Here is a 13,140-nt window from a genome sequence, read left to right on the forward strand (position 1 = left end):
CCGCCGTGGCTTCATCCATCCCAACACGCCGATCGGGCACACGCCAACGGATGAAGCAGGGCTCACAGCAGCGGCAAGCCCCACCCACCGAACGACACCAGCCTTCACCACCAAAACGACACCCAGGTATCGCCACGGCCCAGGTCAACACCAGTGCAAACCTATGACGCACACCATGCACAACTAACGACGCCCATCAAGGGGTTGGTCAGCGTGAGGGGGCTTCGTCAAGTGGCTGCAGGATCCGCGGCCCGGTGGCTGCTGCGGCTTGTCCCGCAGGGACGGCTGCGGCCGTCTGGCTCACTGACCCTCTGACGGACATGCCGGGCCGCAGGGCCCGGTCACGGGCTGCCGACTGGACCCTGCGCGTCGCCTGCGAGCACAGGCTCACGAAGCCGGCCGCGAGGTCCCAGCTGGTTGCTGTCGCACTGCAAGCTCATCTGGAACCAGGCGCTGTCGAGGGCGCTGCTGACGCCCACCAGATCGCACACCTGTGCGCCACATCTGTCTACCGACTGCTCGAAGAAGTTCGAAGGCTCGTGTAGCACCGGGTGATCTTGACTGGCGCCCTCATTCACAACCGTGGCGAGCTGTCCTGGAGGCTGCGTCGGCACGCCCGCGCTTGCCCATCAAGCGGGGAGGTGCCAGCCCCTCACAACTGCCGGCAATGGACGCCTCCACGATTCCTTCCGCTATTCAGCCTCCGATCCCAGGAGCCCGCGTCTCCAGAAACGCTCGACCGCTTACCAAGCGGTGACGGGGGCAGGGCGGGCCTCGAAGCGTGCGCTACGAGGCTGACGGCCCGGCTCATGTTGGCGATCGCCCTGTGTCCACAGCAGTCGCCTTCAAGTTCTTCAACCCCAGCCGCTCAAGCTCACTGGCGCTTGAGTGCTGATGCCACAAACAGATCGACCACTGGCACCAGGTCCGCTATCCCCGACAAGCACTGTTGGGCAGTACTAGATCCGAGCCGACGCCCTGCGCCGATAGGCGCCTACCGAGGGATCTTGGCTGATGCCTTTGCAGGCCGGTGCCGCCCGCCCAATAAGGTGACGCGGCATGGGCAAGGCTGCTTTGATAGTGCGAGCATCGGGCATGCTGGTGCATCGCTGCGCGGGCTGCCGGATGGGCACTGACGTATCGCGGGCTCTGCCGGGGAGGGAACAGACAGTCGTGGCCCCTGAGGCAACCGCCCCCCGGACCGCATCCTCATCCTGTCGGTCGAGGCGGCAAGGCGCTGTCAGCCTCCCTACAAGGGGCGTAGTCACGATGAGCTGCACCTATCGCCTGGCGACCCTTCTGGAGACACGTAATCGCTGGTCAACCGGCTTGAGCGATGCCTCGGCCAAGGCCCCTGCCCTGTCTACTTCGCCTTCGCCGCTGTCAGTGTTCGCCTCTATCCTTGTGGGCATAGGGGGCAGCCGTAGAGTGAAGATTTCTGCTGCGGAGAGCCGGCTGTCAGGACTACAGGGCAGAGTCGGGGGGAGAGTCTTGAGGACGGTTTCCTCGCTGCTGCGGGGGGGCGCAGGTGCGGGCATGCAGACGAGGAGGCCAGGGAGGTGACGCGTATGGGCCATGAGGCAGCGACATTTGATGCCCGTGCGCTGAGCAGCCTGCTCTCCCGCTACGAGGTCACTCCGCCTGTACTGGAAGAGCTTTTCGGGTCACCTGAGATCGGGGAAGAGCTGCTGGACGGGAAGCGTCTTCCCTCGCGGCGGGAAGCCTCGCTCCTGGGTGCGCTGCTGGGAGTGGATCCCACCATCCTGACCGGCGCGAGGAGGCCCTCGCTTGGCGTGAGCCTGCGCCTGGGCACGGCAGAAATCGAGCACGATGTGGTCGAGCCGGTCGAACACGCCATGAAGCTTCTAGCCGCCGATCGACTGACCGAGCGTTGGGGCTTCAGCACACCGGTTGAGGTTCTCTCCCGGCTCCCTGTGTCAAGGAGGCTGTTCAAGCCGAAGGAGGACGGCAGGATGACTGCTGTCCGACTACGGGCCCAGCTCGCTCTGGATCCGCTCGCCCCGATTGAGGATCTCACCGGCTTCGTTGAGAGCCTGGGCTGCCTGGTGGAGTACCGGCCGCTGCCGAAGAACGTTCACGGCATTTCAGTCCCAGAAATTCGCGAAAACCGCCAGACTTGGGTAATCCTCATCAATTCGGACGACTATTGGGCGCTTCAGAGATTCACGCTCGCACATGAATTGAGCCATGTCCTATATCAGGACAGCGGGCAAATAATCATCGACCGGGCACAGAATTCCAACGCCATTCCGGAGATCATCGCGGACTCTTTCTCTCGACATTTCCTGTTCCCGGACGAGGCACTAGAGGAAATACTGGAAGAGCACGGCCCCTCAAAGGATCTACCGGATGTGAACCGTCTTGTCGCCGATGCCATGCTCACCTACGGAATAAGTAGGCAGGCCACGGTCAAGGCGCTACGGGATTCGAGATACCCCCTGACGCCTTCCAGTGCGCTGCTGGATCAGTGCGAGAACACGACAGTCACGTCGATGATGGTCAGCGTCGGCGCCGGTACGACATGGTCTCAGATGGCGGAGGCCGAGGGCCGACGGTATGCCTCGCCTCGTCTGACCGAGCATGTTCTGGCCGCATTCGCAAGCAATGTGGTGAGTCTGCAGACAGTGGCTGACGTGATCGCAGACGGGGACGAAGGGGAGGCCGTGCGGCAGCTGAGCGCCGCCGGCTGGAACCTGACCGCGGCGGCGGAGTAGACGGCGCGGGGCTAGCGCATCAAGGGGTCGCAGAAGCGGCACACACCTGCGAGACCACGGCACCGAAAAGCAGAGGAGTCCGCCGGACGGACATCGGTGGGCAGGGTGGCGAAGTGGGCCGTCATCTCGTTGAGCGCTGCCAGGAGGTCCTCTTCCTTCAGGTTCGGGTCTGCGCAGGCCAGTTCGGCAAGGATGTCACGCAGGTTCCGTGCGGATACCCCCTGCCGCCAGGCCACTCGGCTGGCGCCTCCGTCGTTGGTCAGCACGATGGCCGTTCCGCCGGCTTTGATGACGTCGGCGGCGATGAGGATGCTCTCCTTCTCGCCGTGATGACGCTTCGCCCTGTCCGTATCGATCGGGTGCCACGTCGCACCCCGCTGCTCTGCCGCCGCACGGTCGAGCTCGCGGAGTTGCTGCTGCACCGCGGCCTCCAGCGCGGCCGAGTCCTCGGAGGGCTCGAGCACGGTGATGGTCTTGTCGTCGAGCTTCTTAACGAGGCGGTCAGCGCAGGCACCCATCAGCACCAAGTTCCGGCGAGGACGGACGACCTGCGGGACCCGCGCAACGTTACGGATCTCTTCCTCGACCGCCGTGGCCACGGCCACACTCTCCCCGTAGAGCTTGAGGAACATCTCCAGGTACAGAGGCCGGTGAGCCAGGGCATAGAGGACGCCTGTGTCCACCAGGGCGGTGGTGACGGGCCGACGACGCCGAGGAAGCAACGAATCGACCGCGTACTGACGCACCGGCGGCAAGGGCGGCCGGGGGCGGAGGTTCGGGCCGCGTGGCAGCATCACCCGGGGCGTGGGTAGCGGCCTATCCAACTACCCTCCCGTAACACACTCTTACAACCTGCCGACATACTCCTCGCCCAAGCCTAGCCCCCCGCCGGTCTGCCGTGCACGTGTTCTCCGTCGGGCTAGTCGGACAAGCCCGCCTGCAGGCCAGCACACGACTCGTCATACACCTGCGGCTGCCCGTCGGCGTCACCGTGGGCGTCCGCGGCGTCGGGGCACCACCGCCTGACGGGGCACCAGGTGCACTGAGGCCCGGGCGATGAGGACCACGTGGCATCTCGAATCCAGGAGCCGGCCCGTTGGCGGACCTCGGCCCGCGCCATGCGGACCATGTCCTGATCGCGCTCCAGATCCCAGGTGAACACACGTGCCCCCCCTGGAGTGATCACCTCCAGTTCTACGACGGGAAGTATTTCGGTTTCACCGAAGGCATCTTTCGCAGTCGAGGCGATATTCATCAGCCACGGGACCGGGAAGAAGCGGTCGAAGGCGTCGCTCTCGTCTGCGGGCATCTGAGTCGTGGTCTTCGTCTCGCGTATGAAAATCCGCCCGCCCGCCTCCCGATATACCAGGTCGGGCTGGGAAGCAATCACAACGTCCGCGGTCCCGTCGTATCCGTAGGTGGAGGGTTCGACGGCAACAACTTCGACTCCGTCGACCAGAGGGCACGAACGAACATGCGCAGCAAGGAATTCACGAGTCTTCGCATACTCTTCCGCCGTGAGGGTTCCCGTGAATACCCCGACCTGTCCGAGGAGTGCGACGTCCTGCTCGGTACACCGCGTGCCGCGTGCGTGGGCTTGAGCGAGCCACCGGTGAATGATGCGGCCGCGGTCCGACGCCTCCGACGACATGCCGGCCGCTGGCAGCCTGCACACCGTTTCGAGGTACCAGCGGGCGGGGCATTTCAGATAGAGCTCAAGGTCGGCGGCGCTCACCGAGCGGGTGTGCGTCCCCGGCCGTCGCTGGCCAAGGCAGCCCGAGAGGTCCTCCAGACTCGGACAGCACCCTGCCAGCTTGCAGTTCTGACACGACTGGCCAGGCCGGTAGTCAGTGGCCTCCAGCAAGTTCTTGATGACAGGACGTCCATACGTTTCGTACCGCGTGCGAACCTCATCCGGCGTGCCTTCGAAGACGACCTCGGTGGAGCCGTCGAACAAGCCAGCCTCGACGATTCGGATCTTCACTGGCGGGACCCGCATCTTGACCCCGGCAGCAACGAAGGCGGCAACCGTCGCCCAGCGATCATGCTCTTCGGCGCTGCTGCGGGCCTTGTTCACACGCAGTCGTCGGACCTCGCGGACTCCATCGACGCTGGAGTACAAAGGCGCCCAGACAGCGACCTCACGCCCTTGGCTTCCCACGACAGGATCGAAGGCGAAAAATCGCACTTCCTCGTACTGCGCCGCGAGTTCGTCGTGGGTGTCGAGATACTGCTCCACCGCGTGTGCGACGTACCTCTCCACTCCGGGGTGAAGATCGGAATACTGCGTCATCTGCTCCCGGAGGGCTTCCTGCAGGCCCTCCCAGGTGGCGATGCGCTCGTCGCGGTGAAGCGCGGCAATGACCTGCCGGGTCACTCGCAGCATGAACGGATCGTCACCGTAGCGCCGCTCCCAGTCGGCCGCAGTAAAGCGTCGGCGGACTTTGGCCGCCGAGAAGACAGTGCACCGGGCAGCGTGGCTCTCCGCGTCAGAGGCCCACACTCGAAAGGCCCCTTGATACTGGCTCAGCTGCTCCCGTGGGTCCTGGGTCGACACTGACCGCACCCCCTGTTGTGTCGGACCTGCAGGCCTACCTGCGAATGCCCTCAGTATAGAACCGGAACGAGAATAGGACTTTCGCATTTGACAATGGCAACTTCACTGGCTAAGCGTTGTCCCGTAAATGATCTACGACGTGTTCGTTGACCTGCCTGTTCGTCGTCACCCGGCGAGGGTGAGATTGTGCAGGCGGGCGATGCCGAGCATCGCGTGGTGGACGCCGTCGCCCTTGAGGCGGCAGTCGCGGAGGATCTTCCAGGTCTTCATTCGGGCGAAGGCGTGCTCGACGCGGGCGCGGACCTTGCGGTGGGAGGTGTCGTGTTCCTCTTTCCAGGGCGCGAGTTCGCTCTGGCCGGGTTCGCGGCGGTGCGGGATGACCAGGCCGGTGCCCCGGTAGCCGCCGTCCGCGATGACCGTGGTCTTGCCGACTGAGGCCTTCGCACCGGACAGATCCCACGCCTTGCAGTCGTTGCGGTTGCCGGGCAACGGCTGGCCGACTGCGACGACCAGCCGAGTGTCTGCGTCGATGACGACTTGGTGGTTGGTCGAGTACCGGTAGTTCTTCGACTGCTCGGCGACGCTGTGGTCGCGGGTGGGGACCAGGGTGCCGTCCACGATCAGCACGCTGTCCTTGCGGAACCGCTTACGTCGCTGGAGGACGAGTGCGGGTCCGAGGTGGTCAATGATGCGGTCGGCTGCGGACTTGGACACCCCGAAGAGCGGAGCGAGTTGGCGCATGGTCAGGTCCGTCCGCCAGTACGCGGCAACCAGCAGCACGCGGTCCTCCAGCGGCAGACTCCACGGCCGGCCCTTGCGCACCGGATCTGCACCCTCGCGCCGAAGCGCGGTGATCAGCTTGCCGAACTGACGCGGGCTCAGTCCGCTGAACGGGGCTATCCAGGAAGAATCCGACGCCGTGATCACACCAGTCACGGCGTGATCATTCCACTGCTTCAGGTTCTCCCTGCTCGAAGTCGATGCGGCAGCGTTCAACCTGCTCAGCCACGTGCTCCATGAACCAGCGCATGATCTCGTAAGGGGATGACGTGCTCGTCGTGGCTGTGGATGTGGACGGTCGGTTCCAGGTCCGGATCCTCGTCGGGTATCACCGCCACCAGGAAGGCCACTCCAGGCAAATGCGTTTCGGCGCTGGGGATCTCAGCCCATGCGGCCGGCGCCGGGACGGCCTCGCTCAGCTCCACACACCATGCGTCGTCCGGCAAGGCGTAGTGGAACTGGATGGCGTAGTGACGGCCCGCATGAACGCGCAGCTCTGGCATGTCGGCAGGCTGCCACAGCCTCGTGTCGGAGTCTCGCGAGTATCCCGCTCAGCACCTGGCGCGGGCGCCAGCCAGCCTTTGCGGGACAGCCCTTAGCCAACTCGTTCACAGTAGGTGGTGAGAATCGAGAGCTTCGGTGCGACTGGAGCTCACCTCCGCCGTCGCGGGCCCAGGAATGCTGTCTGCCGATGGGACAGCAAGGCCGGTAACGGCCTGGAGAGTGCCGCTCATATGCTCACAAGGGTCGAAATGGCGTGCAGCGCCCGCCAGTTTCTGAGGTAGCTGGTGCCGTACTCGACTCGGATCCGTCGCAAGGAGTATGTCTTGCGCTGTCGCTCGTAGTCTTCCTCGTTACTAGTCCGGGGCATGCTTCCGTGCGGCCTACCTCGTGGAGTTGTCCATACTCCGGCCTTGCGGGACACGGAAAGTAGCGAGGTCGTGCCTGCGGCCCGTCTTCGACCAAGAGGCGGTAGGTATCTGATCCTCGGCGCGTTCTGCGGCGGTGCCATCGATCTGTTTATCGGTGCACTGCCTTGTGACGAGTCGGGTTGGGGTCCTCTGGAACAGGTCAGCGTCAGCGGCCGGCATGTGGTGCGTGACCGACGACGCTGATGCAGTGCCCGTTGGTGTGCACAAGCGAGTGGAAGAGGAGAGCACAGTCGGAGCCATAGACGCGAGCACGTGGATGAGGGGGCGTTCGTGGAGAGGGCTGCAGGGGACTCGGCGGCAGAAGACCTGGAGAAGGTGCAGCGGCTGCAGTGCGTCACTGCGGTGATGGTGGTCGAGCTACAGCGTGCGGATGGGAAAGCGACTGCCGTATGCGGAGCCGCCGGCGGGTTCTTGACAGCCAGCGTGGCGTTGCTGGCTGGCCTTGAAGGGAAGCCATGGGGCTCGGCTGCGGCACTGTTCTTGGCGTCGGTGCTGCTGGCGGTCGCGGTGGGCGTGGCGTTGTGGGCTCTGCGTCCAGCGCTTCCGCGGGTTGGTTCGCCTGAAGCGTTGCTTGGTGTGCGGCGGGGGGTCGATATCGGGCCGGTGGTCGCGTCGATCGCCGGGTTGAGTGTCGCAGAGCAGCTGCGTCTGGAGGAAGCGCGGTTGGCTGTGCTCGCTGGTCTGGCGCGGCGGAAGTTCCGGGCGGTCTGCGTGGCGGTGGATCTGGTTGTCGCTGCGCTGGCGATGGCTGGAATGGGGCTGTTGTTGCTGTATGTGATGGCCTGAGAGCATCCGGTCAGGACGGACGGTACGCCTGGGGGGCCTGTGTATCAGCGGCACGTCACGATGATCGGTGAGTCGTTGTGGTCCCAGTTGCGGGATCTCGCACCGCGGAGAGTCCGGCCGGCGCGCAGCGTGCTGTTACGGCAGGGCGATCCCGGGACACATGTGATTCTGCTGGATTCGGGTTCCACGCTCGTCACTCTGACGGGAGGGAACGGGGAGCGCGCGCTGCTGGCGGTTCGGGGTGCCGGTGAATTGCTGGGTGAGCTGGCGGTGCTGGACTCCCAGCCGCGTACGGCGTCGGTGATTGCGGCTGAGACGTGCTGTGTGCACATCATTCCGGCTTCGGATTTCCTGACTTTCGTGGACGAGCACGCGCTGCTGGCGCCGTTGTTGCGGCATGCCATTGCCCGTGTGAGGGAGGCAGAGGCCGTGCGTCTGGAGATGGCCACCTCACCGGTGGCAGTGCGTCTGGCTTCGGCTCTGGGCCGGTTGCTGCAGGCGGCCTCCGGCGAGGGGTGCGACTACGTCGTACGCCTGACGCAGATCGAGCTGTCGCAGATGATCGGCGCATCCCGTAATGCCGTGGGAGCGGCTCTCAAGCCGTGGCGTGAGCAAGGATGGCTCGTCACCGAGGCCGGCGGCGGTCTGATCATCCGCGACATGCCGTCGATCCGCTCGCATGCCGATGCCCAGAGGTGATCGACAGCACGGTCGGGGTGCCCACTGCTGGGCACCGCCGTGGGACGTGCGCGGCCAGCATGGGGTACCACCCGATCATTCCTGCCAGGAAGGCCGATGCTGCATGCCCTCTGCTGTCACACCGGACGCGGACGATGTTTCGCAGGAATACGCCCTGTTGGTCGTCGACATGAAGGACTACAGCAAGATCCCCGAGGCGAAGATGGCTCCTACTCTGGCCGATCTGGAGTCCATCTTGTCCACCGTCTTCGAGCAGTGCGGGATCGACGACGTCGTCACGCTCGACAACGCGGTCAAGGACCGTGGCGACGGATCCATCTACGTGGTCTCCTCCCGACACGCGGCCAGGCTGGTCGACCCGCTCCTGGGCCACCTCAAGCAGGCTCTGGATCGCCGGGAGCAGAGCCGTCTGGCCAGCTCCCCCCCAATCCGGCTGCGGGCGAGCGTCCACGTCGGTCCCCTTGTGCTGCCCGACCATCGCGGTGATGCCGCGGTTGACGCCTGCCGTCTCGTCGAGAGCGTGGCCGTCCGCCGGGCCATGGATGCTGCCCTCGACAATGACCTGCCACTGGCCGCTGCCGTGTCGGACCCGGTCTACGACCGCTCCGTCCGCGCCGAACGCACCAGGACGCTGAAGCCGCGGGACTTTCATCCGGCCACGGCCCTCGTGAACGGCAACGTGATGAGCGGGTGGATCGAAACTGGCCGCACGGGCCACCGGCAGCTGGCCATCGGCGTCCTGGAGACGATGGCCCTGCATCCTGACACGGGCCCTGGTGTGCGCAGGTGGCTGTATGACTGGGCGAAGCAGAAGACCGTCAACAGGGAACTGGTCTCGGCCGTTGCCGAGATCTGTGCCGGACAGTTGGGCCAGAAGTACCCGCGCATCGCCCTGACCCGACTGCGCATCCTTGCCGCCCGCAGCGATGACCTGGCCAGCGAGGCGGTCGCCGATGCGGTGCGGGCACTGGCCAATGCGCCGGAGCAGCGCATCCTGGTGCTGTCGGAGATCATCCAGTGGGCCGAGTCCCCGGAGAGTACGACACGCAAGGCCGGAACCAGCACCTTCCTGGCACTGACCGACGTCACCGATACCGCTCTCCTGCCTTCGGCGCAGGAGCCCACCGGTGACCCCACTGTGGAGCTGATCAACCAACTCTTCATCCGGGGCTGGCGGGCCGCCCCTGGAAGACCCCTCCACGGCGACAGAAGCCCACAGCCGTCTCGCCGACTGGCTGGACTCCCCCGCGCTGCCGGACACCCTGCTCATGCCGATCACGGCTGCGGTGCTACGCGGGCACCTCCACGAGGCAGGAGCAGCCAGCGTCCTGGTGGGCACTTCCAGCACCTCGGACCTGGGCCGGATACGGCGCAGGAAACTATTCCACCGCCTGATCGACGAACAGACATCCTCCCCTGTGGCATCCGCTTCCAACGCTGGTGGTGACACCTACCCGACGCAGACGTGACCTTCCTGCCATGGCGCCGCCGCACGCCCGCGCTGCCCGCGCCGTGTGCGGCCGATGCCTAGGAGTCCCATCCGCTCGTCCTGCTGGACGAGCGGATGGCGAGCCGCCTCAAGGCCGTGCACTTCACAGTCCGTATCGACGGCGCCTGGAGCTGGGCACAAGCAGAGCATCCAGACCTTCACGACCCAGTAGCAACGGCAAGAGACCATCTGCGCCGGGACGCCGCGAAAGTCCTGCGGCAGCACTCCGTTCTCGACCTCGCCGCCACGCAAGATGCAGTCAATACCGCTCTGGGGAAGTGGAGTTGTGCCGCGCCCGGTCTGAAGTGCGTCGGCAGGGCGCGCCTGGAAGCCACGTCCCGCGACCGCGAACTGGCCGAAGAGCATGCTCGCCGGCAGCAGGCGATGAGCCTGGCGCACGAGGAGGAACTGGACCGCCTGGCTCACCTGCAGCGCGTACTGGCAGACCCTGACCTGCGCCGAGTGTGGTGGATCACCCAGTTTCCCGACCGCTTCAAGGACCTCGACACCCTCACCACGGCTCTACAGGGTCTGGCGCCGCCTCACGAGGCCGAGAGCGACGGCATCCGCAGCGACATCCTGCGCTTCACCGAGCAGCTCTTGACCGACCTCCACACACCTCAGCAACGCGAAATCTTCCTCCAGGCCCTCACCCAGACCCTGCAGACGTTGGGCCACCACAGCCTCAGGGACGCTGCCGACCGCTGGCGCACCCCACTCGAGACCGGGAGCACACCTCCATGAAGCCCCGCACCGCACGATGGCTCCTTGCGCCTCTGCGACAGCTACGCGCCCTTCGGCTCATGAAACGCCACGGGCCCTCACTGTCGTACGACACCGCATGGGCCCTCATCACCCTGCACACCGCACCGGACGAAACCCCCCTCATCCGATCCTGGGCCCGCGAGAACCCAGGCAGGGCGCCCGGCGTCCACTATGACCGCTGGCACGATCTGAGCAAGACGGAACAGCAGCGGCGCCGCACATGGCTGCAACGTCACAACCGCTCTCCTATCCAGCTCCTGAACCTGGAAGCTGGTCTGATCTTCAGCACGGGCCTACACGTCCTCGACTGGGGTCTGCCACCACAGCCCAGCGCACAACACAGTGCGACACCGCAGCCCCGGCCAGACGCCAAGGGACAGGCATAGCCGCCCACGAGCTGCTGCTAGTGGCGGTCAAGCCCGGTCGCCCCGCAGGCTCTGACATGCCACGGGCGGTCATGCCCCAGCTCTCATAGGGCATGACCGTCCTGGGCTGCTCGCGGGAGCTGTCATCCATTTCGTAACCGCTTGCCGAAGCAGCGTTGTCTTGTCTCAGGCCGCCTGTGACGGCCTCGGCTCCCGTCGCGGCCCGTGACCGCGGCATGGGCTCCTGGAGGCAGGGCGTCATGGGCGAGCCCGTTCGACTCGCCCAGCACCACACCAGCTACTGCGCTGGACACCCGACCTCATCGCCGCACAAGGCGGCAGGTCGTCCTGATCGACTGCAAGAGCCGCATGACCAGCCAGACCAGCCAGCGTCACGTCATCGAACGAGCCGCCGTCACCGCCCACCTTCGCTCGTCGCTGGACCCAGCTCCCTCTCTACTACGTCTTCGACAATCTCGACCTCCTCACCCCTTCTGACGCCCTCGGTCTCGGGCAGGAAGGCCCCCGAACCACTGCCGGCTCCGGGACGCCCTACCTCCTCGTCCCTGCCACGCACGCCTAGACGTTCGACCGTATCTTCGACACCCTCGACGACTCATGGCTGCCTGAGCTCGACTGCGTGCATTCTCGGGCATCCCCGGCCGCAGCAGGGGCCCGTTGGATGGCCCCTCAGCCGACGGGCCGGGCCCCGGAGAAGGCGAACCGGCCCGGATCGTCGTGCGAGAGCAGCCCTGCCGGGTCGATCAGAGGAACGATGGCCTCGTACAGGTCGTCGCCAGCCGGGTTCACCTGGCCGTCGTGGCGCTCGGCCACGGCGAATCCGGCGCCTGCGACCAGATCCGCAAGCTGGAGTGACGGGTGCTCCTTCGAGCTGCCTCGCACAAGCTCACCGAGATGGACTCCGTGGGAGAGGTAGCGGAAGTCCGGATGTGTGCGGCCGCGTGCATCGTCCTCGATGAGGTCGAGGTTGGCGTCGGTCATGGCGCGCTGGTCGTCGAGCAGGAAATTGACCCGCCCCAGCCTCCTCGACCAGTTGGCAGTGATCGCAGCGGTCGCCGGGATGAGCGGTTCGAGCGACTGTGCAAGGACCGCGTCAGGTCCATGGGCGTCGCGCAGGTATTCCGCTGCCTCTTCCCTCGTGGTGCGCAGGATGGCCAGGGCCTCGGAGGCCTTGCGTCGGGTGGAGCGCGTCCATGCTTCTTCGACGACATCGTGGAAGGCATCAACGGTGACGCTCTGGTCGTGGTTCTTCGCCGCAGCGAAGGCGACGGTGGTGGACAGCAGTCGCCCGAAAAGCTCCGGCCCCAGAGCCCGGGGGCCTTCAGTGAAGAGGCCTCGCGCCATCTGGCGAGCGCGGTCGGTGTTGCGGATGTCGCGCCCCTGCTTGGCTTCCTTTTCCTCGACGAAGAGATCAATCAGCTTGCCTACGATGAAGTAGTGCTTGTCGACCAGGTACACCGCTGCCCGGCCGTGCAGCACCTCGCCGGGTGCGAGCATCTTGGCCAGGACGGAGCGGCGCGGGCCGTTGCGTGGCCCGGTGAGTGCCTTGGAGAACTTCACCTCGGCTGCCAGCAGGCGCGTCGCCGCGCGTATCTCATCGACGATCGGTGCGGCCTCGTCGTCACTGATGGCGACCGTTCCGATGGACAGGTACCGGCTGCGGGGCCGGCCGTAGAGCTGGTCACCGTCCCAGCCTGATTCGTCCAAGGCCACCCACTGTCCGGAGTCTTCGCTCTTGGTGGTCGGATCCGGTCGGTTACGGCGGGCGAAATTCGGTCCGAGTAGACGCGTGCCATGGTTCGGCTGGCGGGAGGGATCGTTCACTGCGAAATCGTCTGACAGGTCGTTCGGCATTGGCAACGGGGCTGGGTGAATCACTGATCGGAGCACCGTCATGCTCTGATCGTCATGGTGCCGCGCTGCGTTCTCCGCCCGGCTGCAGCTGCGCCACCACTAGCGGAGCGCGCGGGCGGGTCTCGCTCTCTCACATGGGTAGGGGAGCGCTACTCAC

10 protein-coding genes are annotated in these 13,140 nt (G+C 65.6%); 5 read left to right on the forward strand and 5 right to left on the reverse strand.

The window, feature by feature from the left end; translation table 11 throughout:
- The first annotated feature begins 1,568 nt into the window (after nt 1-1,568).
- On the forward strand, nt 1,569-2,735 hold the full coding sequence (locus ABZY12_RS26105; protein WP_356894377.1) for an ImmA/IrrE family metallo-endopeptidase: 1,167 nt from the start codon (nt 1,569-1,571) through the stop codon (nt 2,733-2,735).
- Nucleotides 2,736-2,746: 11 nt separating this feature from the next.
- Here ABZY12_RS26105 and ABZY12_RS26110 read toward each other — a convergent pair whose 3' ends face one another.
- From ABZY12_RS26110 to ABZY12_RS26125, 4 genes are all read right to left on the reverse strand, one after another.
- Entirely contained in the window at nt 2,747-3,418 is a 672-nt protein-coding gene (locus ABZY12_RS26110; RefSeq protein ID WP_356894379.1) for a hypothetical protein, read from the reverse strand.
- A gap of 236 nt (nt 3,419-3,654) precedes the next feature.
- Nucleotides 3,655-5,121 carry a PD-(D/E)XK nuclease family protein gene (locus ABZY12_RS26115; protein ID WP_356894381.1) on the reverse strand — a complete coding sequence of 489 codons (1,467 nt, stop codon included), beginning with the start codon at nt 5,119-5,121 and terminating at the stop codon, nt 3,655-3,657.
- Nucleotides 5,122-5,457: 336 nt separating this feature from the next.
- Nucleotides 5,458-6,228 (reverse strand): transposase, encoded by a 771-nt coding sequence (locus tag ABZY12_RS26120; RefSeq protein WP_356894383.1) that lies wholly within the window; start codon nt 6,226-6,228, stop codon nt 5,458-5,460.
- Nucleotides 6,229-6,293: 65 nt separating this feature from the next.
- On the reverse strand, nt 6,294-6,575 hold the full coding sequence (locus ABZY12_RS26125) for a hypothetical protein (protein WP_356894385.1): 282 nt from the start codon (nt 6,573-6,575) through the stop codon (nt 6,294-6,296).
- A gap of 699 nt (nt 6,576-7,274) precedes the next feature.
- On the opposite strand from ABZY12_RS26125, the gene ABZY12_RS26130 reads away from it, so the two are divergent.
- The 4 genes from ABZY12_RS26130 to ABZY12_RS26145 all read left to right on the forward strand — a co-directional run bounded on the left by ABZY12_RS26130 (nt 7,275) and on the right by ABZY12_RS26145 (nt 10,722).
- Entirely contained in the window at nt 7,275-7,790 is a 516-nt protein-coding gene (locus tag ABZY12_RS26130) for a hypothetical protein (RefSeq protein WP_356894387.1), read from the forward strand.
- A gap of 60 nt (nt 7,791-7,850) precedes the next feature.
- A complete protein-coding gene (locus ABZY12_RS26135) occupies nt 7,851-8,489 on the forward strand; it encodes a Crp/Fnr family transcriptional regulator (RefSeq protein ID WP_356894440.1) in 639 nt (212 codons plus the stop codon).
- 103 nt (nt 8,490-8,592) lie between these two features.
- Nucleotides 8,593-9,936 (forward strand): hypothetical protein, encoded by a 1,344-nt coding sequence (locus ABZY12_RS26140; protein WP_356894389.1) that lies wholly within the window; start codon nt 8,593-8,595, stop codon nt 9,934-9,936.
- Between the two features lie 117 nt (nt 9,937-10,053).
- On the forward strand, nt 10,054-10,722 hold the full coding sequence (locus tag ABZY12_RS26145) for a hypothetical protein (RefSeq protein ID WP_356894391.1): 669 nt from the start codon (nt 10,054-10,056) through the stop codon (nt 10,720-10,722).
- A gap of 1,076 nt (nt 10,723-11,798) precedes the next feature.
- On the opposite strand, the gene ABZY12_RS26150 is transcribed toward ABZY12_RS26145, so the two are convergent.
- Complete coding sequence (locus ABZY12_RS26150; protein ID WP_356894393.1) at nt 11,799-13,025, reverse strand: hypothetical protein; 1,227 nt, start codon at nt 13,023-13,025, stop codon at nt 11,799-11,801.
- Between the last annotated feature and the right edge of the window lie 115 nt (nt 13,026-13,140).

The organism is Streptomyces sp. NPDC006551, from assembly GCF_040611675.1.
In the GTDB taxonomy this organism is placed as follows: Bacteria; Actinomycetota; Actinomycetes; order Streptomycetales; family Streptomycetaceae; genus Streptomyces.